Raw genomic sequence first — 18,596 nt, 5'->3', positions numbered from 1 at the left:
TCCCCGTCCACGGTATCCAGGGGGCATGGAACGCGACGCGGGCACGGGCGCCGTCGCCGGACTGCTGCTGGCGGCCGGCGGGGGCAGACGGCTGGGCGGCCGCCCGAAGGCGCTGCTGGAGTACGACGGCCGGCCGCTGGTCGAGCACGCGGCGCGGGCGCTGCGCGCCGCCGGCTGCGGCCCGGTGCACATCGTGCTGGGCGCGGCCGCCGCGCAGGTGCGCCGACAGGCCGCCCTGGACGACTACGCCCTCACCGTGAACCCGCACTGGGAGCAGGGCATGGGCTCCTCGCTGCGCGCCGGCCTGGAGGCACTGACGGGAACCGGCGCGCCGGCCGTGGTCGTGGCACTGGTGGACCAGCCCGGGATCGGCGCCACGGCGGTGGCCCGGGTGGTGGCCGCCTACGCCTCGCCGCGCACCCTCGCCTGCGCCACGTACGGCGGCAGGCGGGGCCACCCGATCCTGCTGGGCGCGGCCCACTGGGCGGCGATCGCCGCGAGTGCGGTCGGCGACCAGGGGGCACGCTCCTACCTGAAGCGGCACGAGGAGGCGATCGCACGCGTCGAGTGCGGGGACGTCGCGGTCCCCGCCGACATCGACACCCCGGACGACCTGTGGCTGCTGGCGCACCCGCCGGAGCCCCCTGCACCGGGTGCCACAAAACGTTGAACTTCCACCATGCAAAAACTATGCTCCACCCAGCAGAAGCGCCCGTACGGTCGGCGCGCCTCGCAGCCGAAAACCGCCCCGTCCGGCACCCCGTGCCAGGGCCGGAGCGCGGTGGCCGCCCGGCTCCCCCGGCCGCACGGCACCCCTCATCGGCAAGAGGAGAGTCAGGTTCATGTCCGCACCAGGGACCGCACCGCACGCCGTCGTCGCCGACACCGCACCCCCCGTCGAGCGCGCGGAGGAGGTGCTCACCGACGCGGCGCTCGCCTTCCTCGCCGAACTGCACCGCCGGTTCGCGCCCCGCCGCGCCGAACTCCTCGCCAAGCGCAAGGACCGCCGCGCCGAGATCGCCCGCACCGGCACCCTGGACTTCCTCCCGGAGACCGCCCACATCCGCGAGGGCGACTGGCGCGTCGCCGACGCCCCCGCCGCGCTCGACGACCGCCGGGTGGAGATCACCGGCCCCACCGACCGCAAGATGACCATCAACGCCCTCAACTCCGGCGCCCGGATCTGGCTCGCCGACTTCGAGGACGCCTCCGCCCCCACCTGGGAGAACGTCATCGGGGGCCAGGTCAACCTCATCGACGCCTACGAACGCCGCATCGACTTCACCTCCCCCGAGGGCAAGACCTACGCCCTGAAGGACGAGACGGAACTCGCCACCGTCGTCACCCGCCCCCGCGGCTGGCACCTCGACGAGCGCCACCTGACCGTCGACGGCGAGCCCGTCCCCGGCGCCCTCGTCGACTTCGGCCTGTACTTCTTCCACAACGCGCGACGCCTGCTCGCCAAGGGCAAAGGCCCCTACTTCTACCTCCCCAAGACCGAGTCCCACCTCGAGGCCCGCCTGTGGAACGACGTGTTCGTCTTCGCCCAGGACCACCTGGGCATCGCACAGGGCACCATCCGCGCCACCGTCCTCATCGAGACGATCACCGCGGCCTTCGAGATGGACGAGATCCTCCACGAGCTGCGCGACCACGCCTCCGGCCTCAACGCGGGCCGCTGGGACTACCTGTTCTCCATCGTCAAGAACTTCCGCGACGCCGGCGAGCGCTTCGTCCTGCCCGACCGCAACGCCGTGACGATGACCGCACCCTTCATGCGCGCCTACACCGAACTCCTGGTCCGCACCTGCCACAAGCGCGGCGCCCACGCCATCGGCGGCATGGCCGCCTTCATCCCCTCCCGGCGCGACGCCGAGGTCAACGCGGTCGCCTTCGAGAAGGTCAAGGCCGACAAGGACCGCGAGGCCCACGACGGCTTCGACGGCTCCTGGGTCGCCCACCCCGACCTGGTGCCGATCGCCCGCGCGTCCTTCGACGCCGTCCTCGGCGACCGGCCGAACCAGAAGGACCGGCTCCGCGAGGACGTCCACGTCACCGCCGCCGACCTGCTGGCCGTCGACTCCCTGGAGGCGAAGCCCACCTACGAGGGACTGCGCAACGCCGTCCAGGTCGGCACCCGCTACATCGAGGCATGGCTGCGGGGCCTGGGCGCCGTCGCCATCTTCAACCTCATGGAGGACGCCGCCACCGCCGAGATCTCCCGCTCCCAGATCTGGCAGTGGGTCAACGCGGGCGTCGTCTTCGCCGACAACGGCGAGAAGGCCACCGCCGACCTCGTACGCTCCCTCGCCGACCGGGAACTCGCCGCCATCCGCGAGGACATCGGCGAACAGGCCTTCGCCGCGGGCCGCTGGCAGCAGGCCCACGACCTGCTGCTGAAGACGGCACTCGACGAGACCTACGTCGACTTCCTCACCCTGCCCGCGTACGCACTGCTCGACTGACCCTCCCGCGCGGGACCCCGGCCGCACCCGCCGGGGCCCCGCGCGCCACCCCCGCCGAACCCGCCGGCCGTCACGGGAAAACACACGCACCGGGCCAGGGGGCGCTGGCATGATCGTCGGCATGCCAGCACCACGACCGCGCGCCGTGAGGCCCAGCCTGCACATATCGGTGGACGGCGAGGCGGACGGGCCCATCCCCGGCCCGCACCCCATGCTCGGCCTCGGGGCACCCGAGGACGGCGAACCGGCCGCAGCGACGGCCGACTCCGGCTGCCTCGACATGAAGACGCCGTACGCGGCCAAGGCCGGCGTCCCGCTGCGCGCCGTCGCCAAGGGCACGCCCGGACCCCTCGCCGACCTCATCGCCCGGAAGGGCACGCCACATGCCCTTTGACCACAACGACCACTACCACCGGCTGCTCCTGCGCAAGGTCCCGCCCGGCGCGCTCACCGCCCTGGACGTCGGATGCGGCACCGGCCGCTTCGCCCGGCGCCTGGCCGCCCGCGGACTACGGGTCGACGCGATCGACGCCTCCCCGGAAGCCGTGGCCGCGGCCGGGACCGCGCCCGGGGTCACCTTCCGCGTCGCCGACGTCACCCGCGTGGACCTCCCCACCGCCCACTACGACCTCATCACCTGCCTGGCCAGCCTGCACCACGTGCCGTTCGCCACGGTCACCGCGCTGCGCGCCGCGCTCGCCCCCGGCGGGACCCTGCTCGTCCTGGGCTGCTACCCCGAGCGCACCCCCGCCGACTGGGCGGTGAGCCTGGCCGCCGTCCCCGTCAACGCCGCCGCCCGGCTCGCCGTCGCCGCCGCCGACCGGATCCGCGGCCACGAACCGCATCCGGTCCGGGCCCCCGTACACCCACCGGGCACACCCCTGCCGCAGATCCGTACCGAAGCGGCCCAACTGCTGCCGGGCAGCCGCATCAGGCGCCTGCTGTTCTGGCGCTACCTGCTGGCGTACCGCGAAGGGACGGGCGGCTGAACCACCCGGCCGGCCCGCTCAGGCCTGGCCGGTGTCGAAACGGCTGACCTTGCCGTCGTCCACGGTGAAGCGCCACTTGGTGCGCATCTCGCCCCACGCGTCGTTGCGGTAGTCGGCGATCAGGGTGAGCCCCGCGGAGTCCTGGGACTGCACGTCCATGTGGCCGTGGGACTCGAAGATCTCGCGGTCCGCCCACTCCTTCAGGTTGCGGTCGGAGCCGTCGTCGGACATCGTCGCGTTCTCGGTGAGCGCGGCCTCGAAGGCCTCTCGGTTCCCGGCGTTCACCGCCGAGACGAAGGCGCGGACGGCCGGCTCGTTGAGGGCGTCGGTGCGGATCATCGCTGCTGCTCCCTGTGCTCACGGGTCGTGACCCCAGCCTCGCCCGAGCGGCCGCGGCGCGCTACCCGGAGCCCGGCGACCACCCCGCCGTTCACCCGCGGGGACCGCCACGGCTGGCCCGTCGACGGGACCACGGGGACCCTGGGATCCAGTCCGGCGACCCGAGAGCGACGGCAGGAGCACACGCGTGGCGAGTGGGGGCGAGGACCTCCCCGACGAAGGACGCGACGTACTGAGGTACGTCCGACTGCTCCCCGTCGTGCTGCTCGTCGGCGGCTTCCTGGTCGACTACCTGACCCCCGCCCAGTTCAGCGCCACCGCCTTCTACTCCGTGGCCCCCATGCTCGCGGCCCCCCTGATGTCCCTGACCGGCACCGTGCTGGTCGGGCTGGGCGCCATCGCCGCCGACGCGGGCATCCTCAGCCACTTCGGCTACATCAGCGGCCCCGGCGGCATCAGCGAACTGCTGTCGATCAGCGCGGTCGCCGTCGTCGCCGTGTTCATCAACCGCCTGCTCCACATCCGGGACGTCCGGCTGCGCTCCGCACGCAGCGTCGCCGCCGCCGTGCAACGGGCCGTGCTGCCCGTGCCACCGCGGCGCGTCGGGCCGTACCGCATCGCCGCCCGCTACGAGACCGCGGAGGCCGAGGCGGAGATCGGCGGCGACCTCTACGCCGTCCAGGAAACGCCCTACGGGCTGCGCTGCATCATGGGCGACGTACGCGGCAAGGGCATGGCGGCCGTGGAGGCGGCCACCGTGGTGCTCGGCGCGTTCCGCATGGCCGCCGACGAGGAACCCACCCTCGCGGGGGTGGCGACACGGATGGACCGGGCGCTGTGGCGCGAGGCCGAACGCCGCGAGGGCATGGACCGCCTGGAGTGGTTCGCCACCGCCGTCCTCGCCGAGTTCCCGCCCGGCGGCACCGCACTGCGCCTGGTCAACCGCGGCCACCCGCCCCCGCTGGTGCTGCACCACGGCACCGTGCGCTACGCCGAACCCGCCGGTCACGCCCTGCCCCTGGGCATGGGCCTCGGCGACGTGACCGACGAGGCCGACACGGTCCCCTTCCCGCCCGGCTCGGCCCTGCTGATGCACACCGACGGCGTCACCGAGGCACGCGACGCCGGCGGCACCTTCTACGACCCCGTCACCCGGCTGGCCGGGGTGCCGTTCACCGGCCCCGCCGAACTGCTCGACGCCCTCCTGGACGACGTCCACGCGCACACCGGCGGCCCCCGCAGCGACGACATGGCACTCCTGGCGGTCTGCCGGGACTGAACCGCCCGGCTCCGTGGCGCGAGGTGCTCTCGGCGCGAGGTGCTCTCGACCCTCGCATTACTTTTCTCCGCCCGTCTGTCACCGCCGACCCCTACCCTGCTGCCGTGAACGCGCCCGCCCTCCGCCAGCTCCGCGCCGTCCTGGAACGTGCCCTGACCGACCCGCACATCGCCACGTCCCGTTCCCGGGAGGAACGGCTGAGGAAGGCCACCGCCGTGCTGGAACGGGCGGCCGCCGACGTACCGTCGCAGGCGCTGCACAGCCTCGACGACCTGTTCGACGACGCCGTCCTCGGCCACCCCGGCCGGCCGGAGACCGTGCTCGGCCGCATCGCGGCAGGCCTGTACCGCACCCGGGCCGGGCAAGTGGGCAGGGAGCTCACCCCGGCGAGCCAGCGCGACATCATGGACGGCATCGCCGACCTCAACCGGGCCGCCGGGCGCCCCGCGTTCGGGTGGCAGGCCCGCGGGATGCGCCCGTGGTCCAAGCACACCAAGGAGCCCCTGGACTTCACCGGGCACATCGTGCTGCGCCGGGCGCTGAGCACCCCCGTGGAGCCGCGCCGCGAGCCGTACCGGTTGCGGCTGCTGGCGGCGCTGGAGGTGCTGTGGGCGACGGCGGTGCCCCGCGAGGGCCTGGTGGCCGCCGACGTCACCGACCTGTCCGCGCAGGAGTCCCGCATCCGGCTCACCGTGAACCTGCCCGGCCGGACCGCCGCGACGCGGCAGGAGTTCACGCTCCCCCGGTCGGCCCGGGCCGCGCTGCGGCTGTGGCTGCCGGTGCGCCGGGAGGTCGTCGCCCTGCACCTGGACGCCGGACCCGACCACCCCGCCAACCAGGCTCTGTTCATCACCCTGCGGCACACCGTGGCCGAGCCGGCCTCGGGCGCCGCCCGGATGGTGCCGCCCGGCATCCGCATCACCGGGAACGGTCTGGAGACCGACTACAGCAAGTGGGCCCGCAGGCTCAACGGCGACCACGCCGGGCAGAAGGGCTGGCCGGTCCCGACGGACCTGTACACCGTCGCCCGCGGCGGCGCCGTCCGGCGCGAGGCCCAGGGCCGCTCCCAGGGCCGCGGCCCGGCGGCCCGCTAGACCGGGCCCAAGCGGCCGGGGCGCAGGCGGCAGGGGCGCGCTGAACGCCTGGGCACGCCGAACGCCGAACGCCGGGCCCCGCCCCGGGCAGGGCGGGGCCCGGCACCGGCCGGGGGGCCGTCCCTCCCCCGGCCGGGGTCAGCGGATGACCGCGGCGGTCAGCTCGCCAGGCCCGCGATCCGCGCGAGCCGCCGGGCCTCGTCACGGGTGGCGCGCGCGATGGCCTCCTCGTCGGCGGTGACGAGCCGGCCGTCCTCCACCACCGGCCGGCCGTTCACCAGGGAGAGGGTGACGGGGGCCGCCGCGCCGAGGACCAGCGCGGTGACCGGGTCGGCGATCGAGGAGTGGGCGAGGGTGTCCATCCGCCACAGGACGAGGTCGGCGAGCTTGCCCGGCTCCAGGGAACCGATCTCCGCGGCCCGGCCGAGCACCTGGGCGCCGCCGTACGTGCCCAGCCGCAGGGCCTGACGGGCGGTCAGCGCCGCCTCGCGGTGGGCGCCGAGGCGGTTGATGAGCAGCGCGTTGCGCAACTCGGTGTGCAGCTCGCCCGATTCGTTTGACGCGGTGCCGTCCACGCCGAGCCCGACCGGGACGCCGGCGGCGAGCATGTCGGGGACGCGGGCGATGCCGGCGGCCAGGCGGGCGTTGGAGGACGGGCAGTGGGCGACACCGGTCCGTGTGCGGGCGAAGGCGGCGATGTCGGAGTCGCCCATGTGGACGCAGTGCGCCATCCACACGTCCTCGCCGAGCCAGCCGGTGGACTCGAAGTAGTCCGTCGGTCCCATGCCGAACAGCTCCTTGCAGAACTGCTCCTCCTCCACCGTCTCGCTGCCGTGGGTGTGCAATCGCACGCCCTTGCGCCGGGCGAGTCCGGCTCCCTGGCGCAGCAGTTCGGTGGAGACCGAGAACGGCGAGCACGGCGCGACGGCGATCTGCGTCATGGCGTCGGGGGAGGCGTCGTGGTGCCGGTCGATCGTCTCCTCGGTGGCGGCGAGTGCCTCGTCGAGGGTCTCGACGGCGAAGTCCGGGGGCAGGCCGCCGTCGGACTCGCCGCGGTCCATCGAGCCGCGGGCGAGGGTGAAGCGCACACCCATGTCCGAGGCGGCCCGGATGATGGAGCCGGACAGGTCGCCGGTGCCGCGTGGGAAGACGTAGTGGTGGTCCATGGCGGTGGTGACCCCGCCGCGGGCCATCATCGCCAGGGAGCCCTGGGCGGCCGCGTGGGTCATCCGCTCGTCGATGCGGGCCCAGACGGGGTAGAGGGCGACGAGCCAGTCGAAGAGGTTGTGGTCGGTGGCCAGGCCCCGGGTGAGCCACTGGTAGAAGTGGTGGTGGGTGTTGACCAGGCCGGGGGTGAGCAGGTGGCCGGTGCCGTCCACCCTCCGTACGACGCCGTCGAGTGCGGCGGGGGCGGGGCCCGCGCCGACGGACTCGATGCGGTTGCCGGCGACGACGACGTGGCCGGCCGGGTGCTCGGTGCCGTGCGCGTCGACGGTGGCGACGGCGCAGTTCTCGATGACGATGCGCTCTGCTGGGGCGGTCATGGCGGGGGGCCTCTCAGTCCGTCACCGGGATGCGGGGCTCGGCGCCGTCGCGCAGGACCGTGCCCTCGATGAGGCCGTAGGGGCGGTCGGCCGCGAAGTACACCGCACTGTCGGGGGTGTCGTTCTTCAGGCCGAACGGCTCGAGGTCGACGAGGAAGTGGTGCTTGTTGGGGAGCGAGAGCCGCACCTCGGCGATCTCGGGGCGGTGCTCGACGACCCGCTCGCCCATCGCGTACAGCGTCTGCTGCAGGGAGAGCGAGTAGGTGCCGGCGAAGGCGTCGAGGAGGTGGCGGCGGACCTCGGCCCAGGACTCCTCCCAGGGCGGGGCGGGCTCCTCGTCGCGGGTCCAGCTGAACCGCCAGCGGGCGCTGACCTCGGTGGCGAGGACGCGGTCACGGGTCTCCGGCAGCGTGGTGTAGCGGTCCTTGACGAAGCCCCAGAACTCGGAGTCGGTGGTGTTCATGACCACGAGGTCCTTCAGGCCGGAGACGACCTGCCACCGCCCGCCGTCGAAGGTGACCTCGGTGGTGCGGGTCTCCCGGCCGCCGCGGACGAAGGAGTGCTCCTGCGTGATCCGCTCCCAGGCGTACTCCTCGATGCGGATCCTGGCCCGCTCGATGGACCCCTGGCTCGTGACGAAGTGCCGGGCGAGGTGGATGCCGAACTGCTCGGGGGAGTCGATGCCGTACTGCTTGGCGAAGGCGAAGACGGTGTTCTTGGTGGTGTCGGTGGGCAGTACGGCGGCGTTGCTGCCGGAAGTGTGGACGTCGTCCATGGCGCCGGAGAGGGCGACCGAGACGTTGAGGTCCCTGACGTGGTGGGTCCCGCCGTCGCGGGTGACGCGGACGACGCGGGTCTCCGCCTTGCCGTACTGGTTCTGGCCGAGTCGGGTGGGCGACATGTCGGTGCTAGCTCCCTCGGTATACGGAGTAGCCGAACGGGTTGAGCAGCAGCGGTACGTGGTAGTGCTCGCCCGGCTCGACGGCGAAGACGATCGCCACCTCCGGGAAGAAGGCTCCGCTGTCCCTGGTGCGGGGGGCGTCCTGCTGGTCCTCGGCTCGACTGCGGTGGGCGGCGCTCTGACGGGAGAGGTAGGGCTCGGTGGCGAACTCCAGCCGTACGTGGCTCGTGCCCTCCGGCGGGTCGGGCAGGTCCTTGCAGCGGCCGTCGGCGTCGGTCGCCGAGGCGCCGTGCGGCACCCAGGGGGCCCCGCTCCCGGTGCGCACCGACAGGGCGACGGCGACGCCCCGCGCGGGGCGGCCGGCGCTGGTGTCCAGGACGTGCGTGGAGACGGAGGTCATGAGGGGTCCTCTGCGGCGGTCTCGACGAGCCGGGTGAGCCTGATGCGGTTGATCTTCCCCAGTTCGGTGCGGACGATCTCGCGTTCGGTGCCGCTGTCGTTGCCGGTGCGCTCCTTGAGCGCGGCCAGCATCTGGTCCCCGGTCCTGCCGGTGGCGCAGATGAGGAAGACGTGGCCGTGCCGCTCCTGGTAGGCGAGGTTCAGGGCGAGCAGTTCCTCGCGTTCGGAGTCCCGCACCCCGCCCTGTTCGCGGGCGGAGACCGGGTCGCCCGGCCGGGGGCGGCCGATCGGCGGGTGTCCCGCCATCGCCTCGGCCAGGTCGCCGGCGGTGAGGCCGGCCGTCGCGGTGTCGGAGGCGGCGAGCAGCGCGTCGAGGGTGTCGTACGGGCGGGCCGCCATGACGGCGGCGCCCCAGGAGCGGCTCGCGCAGACCTCGTGCAGCAGCGCGACCGCCTCCGGTCCGCCGGCGGCGTTGAGCCGGGCCAGGCCCGGGGATGGGCTGGAAGTCACAACGGCACGCTAGGAGCCCCCACCACGTGACGTCAACAGTTTGTTGAAAAATGGCGCCGATGACGCCCGGACGGACGCCTCGGGACGGCTAGCGGCCTTCCTTCGCCGCGTTCTCCCTGTTGAGGTAGTTGTAGACGGTGAAGCGGCTCACGCCGAGCGCCGACGCGACCGTCTCCACCCCGTGCCGCACCGAGAAGGCGCCACGCTCCTCCAGGATGCGGACGACCGTCTGCTTCTCCTTGCGCCCGAGCTCGGACAGCGCCTTGCCGTGCCGGCGCTCGAGGTCGGCCAGGATGTGGTCGAGCGAGTCCGCGAGGTGCGGCAGCCGTACGGCGACCACCTCCGCACCCTCCCAGCTGAGCACGACGTCGTCTCCGCGCGCCTCGCCCGGGGGCACCAGTTCTGCGCCCATGGCGTCGGCGAGCGGCTTGATCGCCGCGCTGAACGGATGCTCGACCGGCCCGGTCACCGGTCCGCCTCCCCCACGACATTGACCTGCAGCGACACCCGGGTCGCGCCGGCCTCCAGGGTGCGCCGCAGCAGATCGCCGACCACGGCGACCACCTGCTCGGTGCCACCCTCGGCCGAGTTGCCGAAGGGCCCGACGTCGACGGCGTCCAGCCCGGCCGCCTCCAGGACCTCACGCCCCACCACGGCGTGCCGCGGGGGCTCGTCCAGGTCGAACGGCTCGGTGGTGAATTCGAGTTTCAGGCGCACGCCCACAACCTAGCTGGTCAGGGGCTTTCCGGGACATCCCTCTTGACAGCCGCCCGCCGGCTCATGGAGTCTTCCGGTAAGTAGAAACTAGTTTCCGTAATACGGAAGGGCGCATGTGATGGGCTTCGACTCCACGCGCTTCGATGTGAACCTCTCGATCCTCTTCACCGAACTCCCGCTCCTGGAGCGCCCCGCGGCGGCCGCCGCGGCCGGCTTCTCCGCGGTCGAGCTGTGGTGGCCGTGGACCCGGATGCCGACCCCTCCGCAGGCCGAACTCGACGCCCTGCGCGGCGCGCTGGAGGAGGCCGGCACCCAGTTGGTGGGGCTGAACTTCTACGCGGGCGAACTGCCCGGCCCCGACCGCGGCGCCCTGTCCGTACCGGGCGAGGAGTCCGCGCGCTTCCGCGCCAACATCGACGTCGCCGCCGACTTCGCCCGCTCGGTGGGCTGCACGGCGCTCAACGCGCTGTACGGCAACCGGGTGGACGGCGTGAGTCCCGAGGCGCAGGACGAACTCGCCCTGGAGAACCTGGTGCGGGCCGCGCACGCGGCCGACCGGGTCGGCGCGGTGCTGCTGGTCGAGGCCCTCAACGAGCCCGAGTCGCCGCGCTATCCGCTGGTGAGCGCGGCCGCCGCGGTCGAGGTGGTCGACAAGGTCAACGCCGAGACGGGCCTGGGCAACGCCAGGTTCCTGCTGGACCTGTACCACCTGTCGATGAACGGCGAGGACCTGCCCGCCGTCATCGACGCCTACGCGGACCGCACCGGCCACGTCCAGATCGCCGACGACCCCGGCCGCGGCGCGCCCGGCACGGGCTCCCTGCCGCTGTCCGCCCTCCTGGACCGGCTGCGCGACCGGGGCTACGACGGCTGGGTGGGGCTGGAGTACAAGCCGGGCCCGCAGGGCAGCGCCGCCTCCTTCGACTGGCTCGCCGACGCCGACAAGTAATCCGGAGAGGACATCATGACCACCACACTTCCCGCGGTCGCGTGGATCGGCCTCGGCATCATGGGCTCCCCGATGTCGGAGAACCTCATCAAGGCCGGGTACTCCGTCACCGGCCACACCCTGGAGCAGGACAAGCTCGACCGCCTGGCCGCGGCCGGCGGCACGCCCGCCGCCTCGGTCGCGGAGGCCGTGAAGGACGCCGACGTGGTCGTCACCATGGTCCCCGCCTCCCCCCAGGTGGAGGCCGTCGCCTACGGCGAGGACGGCATCCTGGCGAACGCCCGGCCGGGTGCGCTCCTGATCGACATGTCGTCGATCACCCCGCAGACCTCCGTCGACCTGGCGCAGGCCGCGGCCGAAAGGCACATCCGGGTCCTGGACGCCCCCGTCTCCGGAGGCGAGGCCGGAGCCGTCGAGGCGGTGCTGTCGATCATGGTCGGCGGCGCGCGGGCCGACTTCGACGAGGCGCGGCCCCTCTTCGACGCCCTCGGCAAGACCGTCGTCCTGTGCGGTCCGCACGGCGCCGGCCAGACCGTGAAGGCGGCCAACCAGCTGATCGTCGCGGTGAACATCCAGGCGTGCGCGGAGGCCGTGGTCTTCCTGGAGAAGTCCGGCGTCGACCTCACCGCGGCCCTGGAGGTGCTGGGCGGCGGCCTGGCCGGATCCACGGTGCTGACCCGCAAGAAGCGCAACTTCCTCGACCGCGCGTATGCCCCGGGCTTCCGCATCGACCTGCACCACAAGGACATGGGCATCGTCACCGACGCCGCCCGGAACGTCGGCGCCGCCCTGCCCGTCGGCTCCGTGGTGGCGAACCTCGTCGCCTCACTGCGGGCCCAGGGCGACGGCGGCCTGGACCACTCCGCCCTGCTGCGCGGCGTGGAGCGCCTTTCCGGTCTCCCGGTCACCGGCTGACCCACGACTTCCGGGCGGCGGCGCTCCGACCTGTCCTGTCGCGCCCGATGGGGCGCCGCCGCCCGGAACCACGAACGTCCGCGCCGCCGAGAACTTCTGAGGGGTAGGTCGAGGCGGCGCGGACCGGTCCCCGTCCGGGGACCCGTGCCGCGGCCGGGCCGGACGCGGACCGGGTCTCCGGACGGCTGCGTGCACCGGCGCGACCGGGACGGCAAGACGGGTGCACGAGGGGCTCCCCGTGCGGGACGATGGACGGCAGGACCGTCCCGGCGAGCACCCCTGCGCCGCCGCACCGCCGCACCGCCCAGGAGTCGCGAACCATGGCAGAGAGCGTGCCCGTGCGCTGTCCGGCCTGCCGCCGGGAGCACGCCTACACCGCACCCACCTTCCCCTGCGCCTGCGGCACACCGCTGGCCCTGCCGATCCTGCGCGGCGGCGTCCCGCTGCAGATCCGCCACCGGTCCTGGGACGACTCCTGGGTGGCCATGCGCTGCCCGGACTGCGGCCGCGACGAGCAGTGGCCGCAGCCCGAACTCGGCTGCGACTGCGGGGCGGTGGTCCGGCTGCCGGTGGACACCCGGGCCCTGCGGATGCCCGAGCGGCGCCCCGTCCCGCCGGTGCGGCAGGCCGGCCCCGGGCCCGTGGCGCCCGCGCCGCGGCCGCCGTTCCGGCCGGTGACCATCCGTACCGCGCGGGACGCGGTCACCGCCGCCGCGCAGTACCTGAAGTGGCTCGGTTTCGCGGGCGTACGCACCGCGGAGGACCGCTCGGCCAACGGCATCGACCTGCGCGGCGAGGGTGTCGTGGCCCAGGTCGACCCGACGACGCGGCCGACACCGCTGCGGGAGGTGGAGACCCTCTGGCTCAACTGCCTCAACGAGGACTCCACCGGCGCCTTCTTCTCCCTGGCGGGCTACGCCCATGACGCGCGGCTGCGCGCGGACCGGCTGGGGGTGCCGCTCTTCGTCATGGACCTCACCGGCACGCCGCAGCCGGTCAACGACGCCGCCGACGTCCTGATCAGGACCGGCCCGCACGCCACGCCCTGAGCCGGGACGAGCTCGGCCCCGCCCTTCACCGTCCGTGGTCACTCGGGTCGCGCGACCGCCGCTCCCGGGGGAGTATCGAGAGGTTCCCCCTCCGTACGGCAACCCAGGACTACGTCAAGGACGCAGCGATGTCTACGGCCCTTCTGAAGCGCAAGCTCGACAAATCCTTCCGCCGTCTGGACACGGACGGCAACGGATACGCCGAGCGCGCCGACTTCCAGGACGTCGGCGCGCGGCTGATCCACGGCTTCGGCATGTCCCCCACCTCGCCCAAGGGAAAGGCGGTGGCGGTACGGCTCGACGCCGTCTGGGCGGAGCTGGCGGCGTACGCCGACAGAGACCGCGACGGGCGGCTGTCCTCCGCGGAGTACCACCACGGCATGACCAAGGCCTTCATCGAGGGACCGGCCTTCGACCCGGTCTTCCACCCGGCGGCCGAGGCCGTCGCCCATCTGTGCGACACCGACGGCGACGGCCACGTCGTGCGCGGGGAGTTCGAGGTCCTGCAGCGGGCCTTCAACACGCCCGTCACGGACATCGCCGCCGCCTTCAACCGCATCGACACCGACGGCGACGGGTGCGTGAGCACGGCCGAGCTGGTGGCGGCCATCCGCGCCTACTACATCGGCACCGACCCCGAGGCCCCCGGCAACTGGCTGTTCGGGCCGCTCTAGCGAACCGCCGGGGCCCTCCCCGGGCGGTCGTGGAACCCGGCCGCCGCGCCCGGGAGGTCAGGACGGGGCGGCCGGTGGCGCGGTCGGGCCCGGGCTCAGGTGCTCGCGAGCGGGATGATCTCGGTGGGCGCGTGGCCGGCTTCGGTGGCCAGCTCCTCGAACTCCACGACGTTGCCGATGTCGTTGGTGACGCTCATGGCGATGTTGGTGACCCGTTCCAGGATCGCCTCGACGACGACCGGCACCCGGTACTCGGCCGCGAGCTTCTTGGCCTGCTCGAAGGCCGCGCCGAGCCCGGCCGGGTCGGTGACCCGGATCGCCTTGCAGCCCAGGCCCTCGGCGACCTTGACGTGGTCGACGCCGTAGACGCCCAGCTCGGGCGAGTTGACGTTCTCGAACTCCAGGTTGACCTGGAAGTCGATGTCGAAGGCCCGCTGCGCCTGACGGATCAGGCCCAGGTAGGAGTTGTTCACCAGGACGTGGACGTACGGGATCCGGTGCTGCGCGCCGACCGCGAGCTCCTCGATCATGAACTGGAAGTCGTAGTCGCCCGAGAGGGCCACCACCGGCGTCCCCGGGTCGGCCTTCGCCACGCCCAGGGCGGCCGGCACGGTCCAGCCGAGGGGGCCGGCCTGGCCGCAGTTGATCCAGTGGCGCGGCCGGTAGACGTGCAGCATCTGCGCGCCCGCGATCTGGGAGAGGCCGATCGTGGTGACGTAGCGGGTGTCGGGGCCGAAGGCGCGGTTCATCTCCTCGTACACACGCTGGGGCTTGATGGGGATGTCGTCGAAGTGCGTCCGGCGGTGCAGGGTCGCCTTGCGCTCCCGGGCCGAGGCGGCCCAGGCCGAGCGGTCGGGCAGTTCGCCGGCGGCCTTGAGTTCGGCCGCCACGTCGACGAAGAGCCGCAGCGCGGCGCCGGCGTCGGAGGCGATCCCGTAGTCGGGGGCGAAGATCCTGCCGATCTGGGTGGGTTCGATGTCGACGTGCACGAAGGTGCGGCCCTCGGTGTAGACGTCGATCCGGCCGGTGTGGCGGTTGGCCCAGCGGTTGCCGATGCCCAGGACGAAGTCGGACTCCAGGAAGGTCGCGTTGCCGTAGCGGTGCGAGGTCTGCAGTCCGACCATGCCCGCGTTGAGGTCGTGGTCGTCCGGGATGGCACCCCAGCCCATCAGGGTCGGCACCACCGGGGTGCCGGTCAGCTCGGCGAACTCCACCAGCAGAGCGGCCGCGTCGGCGTTGATCACCCCGCCGCCCGCGACGATCAGCGGCCGCTCGGCGGCGGTCATCATGGCGAGCGCCTTCTCGATCTGACGGCGGGTGGCGGCCGGCTTCCAGACCGGCAGCGGCTCGTACGTCTCGGGGTCGAACTCGATCTCGGTGAGCTGGACGTCGACCGGCAGGTCGATCAGGACCGGGCCGGGACGCCCGGAGCGCATCAGGTGGAAGGCCTTCTGGAAGACGCCCGGAACCTGGGCCGCCTCCAGGACGGTGGTGGCCGCCTTGGTCACGGGCGCGGCGATGGCCGCGATGTCCACGGCCTGGAAGTCCTCCTTGTGGATCACCGCGGTGGGCGCCTGCCCGGTGATGCACAGGATCGGGATCGAGTCGCCGGTCGCGGAGTAGAGACCGGTGATCATGTCGGTGCCGGCGGGCCCCGACGTGCCGATGCACACGCCGATGTTGCCGGGGGCGGTGCGTGTGTAGCCCTCCGCCATGTGCGAGGCGCCCTCCACGTGCCGGGCCAGCGTGTGCTGGATGCCACCGGAGGCCTTGAGGGCGGCGTAGAAGGGGTTGATCGCGGCGCCGGGCACGCCGAACGCGGTGTCCACGCCCTCGCGCTTGAGGATCTCCACTGCCGCTCGGGCGGCGGTCATTCGAGGCATTCGGTCACTCCTGCGTCGTCCTGCGGTCCAGGTTGTCGCGCCCGGTGCTCCATCTTCCGCATTATGGAAGTCGTCTTTTGTTATGCGGAACTACTGTGAACATAGGGCGCCCCCGGCGCGCGGGTCAAGAAGGAGACGCGAAAGCCGTTCGGCAATCGGGTCGATCGATGTCGGTACCACCCACTAGGGTTCCGCTCGCCCTTCACATCGGCTTCACACGGACCCCAGGTGATCTCCTTGACCACGCCGACGCCGTCGCCCGCGCAGTCCCAGCCCCCGTCCCAGCCCCAACCCCAGCCGCAGGCACAGGCGGTGCCGCCGGCCGCTCGGCCGAGGCCGCTGCCGCCCTTCGGGCAGGAGGTGCCCGGCTACGGACGCTCCTGCCTGTTCTGCGGCTCGGTGCCGGCGGTCCAGGCGACCGTCCGGGGCCACCAGGGCATGGTCGTGATGATGCGCTTCCTGAAGGTCCGGGCCCCGTTCTGCCGGCGCTGCGGCATCGCCAAGCACCGCGAGATGGTCTCCAACAGCCTGGTGCAGGGCTGGTGGAGTCCGACCTCGATGCTGTTCAACCCGCTTACCCTGCTGGTCAACCTGTTCCAGCGCTGGAAGATCAACCGCCTGCCCGAGCCGGTCCCCGGCGCCCCCGGCACGCCGGCCGACCCCGGCCGGCCGATCCTGCTCCGCCCCACCGCCCTGGGCCTGCTGATACCCGTCATCCTCATCGGCGGCGGCTGGCTGGTGCTCCACGACGACGCCGAGTACGCCGAGGTCGGCGACTGCGTCCACAGCAGCGGGGACGTCCTCTTCCCGGACGTGTCGGTCGTCGACTGCGGTTCCGCGAAGGCCGAGTTCGAGGTCGTCGGGCGCTTCGACGACACCACCGACACCAGCCGCTGCGAGGCCTACCCCCGCATGGTGGCCACGTTCCGGGCGGAGCACGGCTCGACCAAGTACGTCCTGTGCCTGGCGCGGAACGACAACACCTGACCGCCGCCACCACGGACCACCGGACCGGGCGTCAGCCGCGGCTCCACTTCTGGTCGTCCGCGCCGGTGCAGCTCCACAGCCGCAGCCTGGTGCCGTTGACCCCCGGCGAGTCCTCCGCCTCCACGCACTTGTCGGCCTGGACGTTGACCAGGTCGTGAGCGGCGTTGAGGCGGAACTGCTGGGCGCCGGTGCCGTTGCAGTCCACCAGCTGGACGGCCGCGCCGTCGTCCCGCGAACCGCCCGCGACGTCCATGCACTTGCCCCGGGAGCGGATGCTGCCGTCCGGCTTGACCTGCCAGGACTGCGCCGCGCTGCCCGTGCAGTCCCAGATCTGCAGCGGCGAGCCCCACGGGGGGCTGCCGTCGATGCAGCGGCCCGAGTCGTGGCTCCGGATCGCCGTGCCGGAGCCCGCGGCGGAACGCGACGGGCCGGCGGTGGGCTGCTGCGCCGCGCCCCCGCCCGTGGCGTCGGCCGTGGCCTTGCCCCCGGTCGCGCTCGGGGTGGCGGTCGAGCCGCCTCGGGAACCGGCCTCCGGCGACCGCCGCCCGGTGTCCCCGGGGGACGGTGACCGCCCGTCGGAGGGGCTCGCACCGGCCGGGCCGGCCTCGGGTGCCTCGCCGGCCGGGTCCTCGTCCGCGAGGGTGGCGGCGGCCGGGCCGCGGTCCTCCTCACCCGAACCCCGCACGAGGAACGGCACGCAGACCAGCACGCCGACCGCGAGACCCGCGCCGACCAGCAGGAGCGGGCGGGACCACCCGCGGCGCGCACGGGAAGGCGCGGGCTCCGCCGCGGCGGGTGCCTGCGGGCCTGTCCCCGCAGCCGTCGCCGGCAGGTGCTCCTCGTCGTGCGCGGGCACGGGCGCGGTACGGGACGCGAAGGCGAGCCCGGCCGCGAAGCCGTCCGCGTAGGAGGATTCCGGTTCCGCGGCCCCCTCGGGCCGCTCGGGAAGGGCGGCGGCCTGCCTGGCCCGCAGCGTCGGGGCGTCGCCGCCGGTCCAGTCCGGGGGGTTCCGGCTGGTGGTGGCGGACGCGTCGGCGATCGCGGACGTCCTCCGGGTCCGCCGTGGCAGCGCCGTACCGGCGGGGGACGGCGCTGCCGGGGTCTCGTCGGCCGTCGGCGCCGGCTCGTCGGGAGAAGCCGTCATGAATCCTTCCAAACCCAGATGTGCGTAAAACAGCCCCGCCGCGTGGGCCGGGGCTGCTTTCGGCACACCGTCCCCCAGGGGCATCCGTGCTGCGCGGTCATCCCGAACAGGGCTGACGCGGCAGCGCAGCTCGCACCCTAGCAACCGCTCCCAGCCGGGACGACGCGCCTGGTGACGGCACTGTGGCCGCCCGGTGAACGGAGGTCGTCCTGTGGGCGACGGTGTCCCTCAGGGCCTGCGGCGGTGGGGTTCCCAGGTGCGGCGGACGTCGTTCCACAGGTAGCGGGTGCCGGCGCCCTCGGCGCCGCCGGTCGTGGCCCAGACACCCTGCGGATGGTCGCCGAGGGTGTCGGTCCAGGCGATCTCCAGGCCGGCGACCTCCGGGTGGCCGAGGTCCAGCCGCTGGAACTGGGTGACCGCCTCGACCGGCAGCAACGGGTGCACCTGCACCCGGGTGCGGGAGCCCTCGTCCTCCAGCCGCAGCACCCCGCCGCCCTCGCGCCGGACCGACCCGAGCTTCTGCACCGCCGCAATGAAGGCGGCCGCCGTCCGTTCCTCCTCGGTGGCCCCGCGCCGCCGCCACAAGCCCCGGCCGCCCAAGCGCGCCGCCGTGATCTCGCCGAGCCTGGCCCCCACCGCCTGCATGAACGAGCTCAGCAGGACCACCCCGCCCGCACCGACCAAGGCGGACACCAGCTCCGGGATCGCGGACTGCTCACCGCTCCCCGGCCGGACGTCGTCCCTGTGAGCCATCCCCG

At 73.4% G+C, this 18,596-nt stretch carries 21 protein-coding genes; 11 read left to right on the top strand and 10 right to left on the bottom strand.

What is annotated here, in order from left to right; all coding sequences use genetic code 11:
- Window positions 1–25 precede the first annotated feature (25 nt).
- The 4 genes from AC1VWI_RS33400 to AC1VWI_RS33385 all read left to right on the top strand — a co-directional run bounded on the left by AC1VWI_RS33400 (window position 26) and on the right by AC1VWI_RS33385 (window position 3,454).
- Window positions 26–670 (top strand): nucleotidyltransferase family protein, encoded by a 645-nt coding sequence (locus AC1VWI_RS33400; RefSeq protein ID WP_499514731.1) that lies wholly within the window; start codon window positions 26–28, stop codon window positions 668–670.
- Between the two features lie 172 nt (window positions 671–842).
- Entirely contained in the window at window positions 843–2,465 is a 1,623-nt protein-coding gene (aceB, locus tag AC1VWI_RS33395; RefSeq protein ID WP_499514730.1) for a malate synthase A, read from the top strand.
- A gap of 121 nt (window positions 2,466–2,586) precedes the next feature.
- Window positions 2,587–2,859, top strand: a complete 273-nt coding sequence (locus AC1VWI_RS33390) for a hypothetical protein (protein ID WP_499514729.1) — start codon at window positions 2,587–2,589, stop codon at window positions 2,857–2,859.
- Complete coding sequence (locus tag AC1VWI_RS33385; RefSeq protein ID WP_499514728.1) at window positions 2,849–3,454, top strand: class I SAM-dependent methyltransferase; 606 nt, start codon at window positions 2,849–2,851, stop codon at window positions 3,452–3,454. The genes AC1VWI_RS33390 and AC1VWI_RS33385 overlap by 11 nt, the downstream gene beginning before the upstream one ends.
- Before the next feature lie 18 nt (window positions 3,455–3,472).
- On the opposite strand, the gene AC1VWI_RS33380 is transcribed toward AC1VWI_RS33385, so the two are convergent.
- Entirely contained in the window at window positions 3,473–3,793 is a 321-nt protein-coding gene (locus AC1VWI_RS33380) for a nuclear transport factor 2 family protein (protein WP_499514727.1), read from the bottom strand.
- Between the two features lie 187 nt (window positions 3,794–3,980).
- Here AC1VWI_RS33380 and AC1VWI_RS33375 point away from each other — a divergent pair, with 187 nt between their 5' ends.
- The gene (locus tag AC1VWI_RS33375) at window positions 3,981–5,072 is read left to right on the top strand and encodes a PP2C family protein-serine/threonine phosphatase (protein ID WP_499514726.1); all 1,092 of its coding nucleotides are present in this window, start codon (window positions 3,981–3,983) and stop codon (window positions 5,070–5,072) included.
- A gap of 104 nt (window positions 5,073–5,176) precedes the next feature.
- Complete coding sequence (locus AC1VWI_RS33370; RefSeq protein WP_499514725.1) at window positions 5,177–6,166, top strand: hypothetical protein; 990 nt, start codon at window positions 5,177–5,179, stop codon at window positions 6,164–6,166.
- Between the two features lie 158 nt (window positions 6,167–6,324).
- Here AC1VWI_RS33370 and AC1VWI_RS33365 read toward each other — a convergent pair whose 3' ends face one another.
- The 6 genes from AC1VWI_RS33365 to AC1VWI_RS33340 form a co-directional block, all read right to left on the bottom strand.
- The gene (locus AC1VWI_RS33365) at window positions 6,325–7,710 is read right to left on the bottom strand and encodes an 8-oxoguanine deaminase (protein WP_499514724.1); all 1,386 of its coding nucleotides are present in this window, start codon (window positions 7,708–7,710) and stop codon (window positions 6,325–6,327) included.
- Between the two features lie 13 nt (window positions 7,711–7,723).
- A complete protein-coding gene (gene pucL / locus AC1VWI_RS33360) occupies window positions 7,724–8,611 on the bottom strand; it encodes a factor-independent urate hydroxylase (RefSeq protein WP_499514723.1) in 888 nt (295 codons plus the stop codon).
- 7 nt (window positions 8,612–8,618) lie between these two features.
- Window positions 8,619–9,011: a hydroxyisourate hydrolase gene (gene uraH / locus AC1VWI_RS33355; protein ID WP_499514722.1), complete on the bottom strand. Its 393-nt coding sequence runs from the start codon at window positions 9,009–9,011 to the stop codon at window positions 8,619–8,621.
- Window positions 9,008–9,520, bottom strand: coding sequence for a 2-oxo-4-hydroxy-4-carboxy-5-ureidoimidazoline decarboxylase (gene uraD, locus AC1VWI_RS33350; RefSeq protein ID WP_499514721.1), 513 nt, complete (start codon window positions 9,518–9,520; stop codon window positions 9,008–9,010). Before uraD ends, uraH begins: the two co-directional genes overlap by 4 nt.
- Window positions 9,521–9,608: 88 nt before the next feature.
- Entirely contained in the window at window positions 9,609–9,989 is a 381-nt protein-coding gene (locus tag AC1VWI_RS33345) for a helix-turn-helix domain-containing protein (RefSeq protein ID WP_499514720.1), read from the bottom strand.
- Entirely contained in the window at window positions 9,986–10,237 is a 252-nt protein-coding gene (locus AC1VWI_RS33340; protein WP_499514719.1) for a YkoF family thiamine-binding protein, read from the bottom strand. The genes AC1VWI_RS33345 and AC1VWI_RS33340 overlap by 4 nt, the downstream gene beginning before the upstream one ends.
- 118 nt (window positions 10,238–10,355) lie before the next feature.
- Here AC1VWI_RS33340 and AC1VWI_RS33335 point away from each other — a divergent pair, with 118 nt between their 5' ends.
- From AC1VWI_RS33335 to AC1VWI_RS33320, 4 genes are all read left to right on the top strand, one after another.
- Entirely contained in the window at window positions 10,356–11,186 is an 831-nt protein-coding gene (locus AC1VWI_RS33335) for a TIM barrel protein (RefSeq protein ID WP_499514718.1), read from the top strand.
- Window positions 11,187–11,201: 15 nt separating this feature from the next.
- A complete protein-coding gene (locus AC1VWI_RS33330; RefSeq protein WP_499514717.1) occupies window positions 11,202–12,101 on the top strand; it encodes a 2-hydroxy-3-oxopropionate reductase in 900 nt (299 codons plus the stop codon).
- Window positions 12,102–12,421: 320 nt separating this feature from the next.
- Window positions 12,422–13,150, top strand: coding sequence for a hypothetical protein (locus AC1VWI_RS33325; protein ID WP_499514716.1), 729 nt, complete (start codon window positions 12,422–12,424; stop codon window positions 13,148–13,150).
- 128 nt (window positions 13,151–13,278) lie between these two features.
- A complete protein-coding gene (locus tag AC1VWI_RS33320; protein ID WP_499514715.1) occupies window positions 13,279–13,824 on the top strand; it encodes an EF-hand domain-containing protein in 546 nt (181 codons plus the stop codon).
- A gap of 95 nt (window positions 13,825–13,919) precedes the next feature.
- Here AC1VWI_RS33320 and gcl read toward each other — a convergent pair whose 3' ends face one another.
- On the bottom strand, window positions 13,920–15,707 hold the full coding sequence (gcl, locus tag AC1VWI_RS33315; RefSeq protein ID WP_499514714.1) for a glyoxylate carboligase: 1,788 nt from the start codon (window positions 15,705–15,707) through the stop codon (window positions 13,920–13,922).
- Window positions 15,708–15,944: 237 nt separating this feature from the next.
- Between gcl and AC1VWI_RS33310 the strand changes: the two genes are divergently transcribed.
- Window positions 15,945–16,694 carry an LppU/SCO3897 family protein gene (locus AC1VWI_RS33310; RefSeq protein WP_499514713.1) on the top strand — a complete coding sequence of 250 codons (750 nt, stop codon included), beginning with the start codon at window positions 15,945–15,947 and terminating at the stop codon, window positions 16,692–16,694.
- A gap of 31 nt (window positions 16,695–16,725) precedes the next feature.
- On the opposite strand, the gene AC1VWI_RS33305 is transcribed toward AC1VWI_RS33310, so the two are convergent.
- Both AC1VWI_RS33305 and AC1VWI_RS33300 read right to left on the bottom strand, forming a co-directional pair.
- The gene (locus AC1VWI_RS33305; RefSeq protein WP_499514712.1) at window positions 16,726–17,838 is read right to left on the bottom strand and encodes a ricin-type beta-trefoil lectin domain protein; all 1,113 of its coding nucleotides are present in this window, start codon (window positions 17,836–17,838) and stop codon (window positions 16,726–16,728) included.
- A 228-nt stretch (window positions 17,839–18,066) separates the two neighbouring features.
- Window positions 18,067–18,591, bottom strand: coding sequence for a hypothetical protein (locus tag AC1VWI_RS33300; protein WP_499514711.1), 525 nt, complete (start codon window positions 18,589–18,591; stop codon window positions 18,067–18,069).
- Window positions 18,592–18,596: the final 5 nt, after the last annotated feature.

The organism is Streptomyces sp. TOM-9 (assembly GCF_056858595.1).
This window is presented reverse-complemented; position numbering and strand designations above follow the sequence as displayed.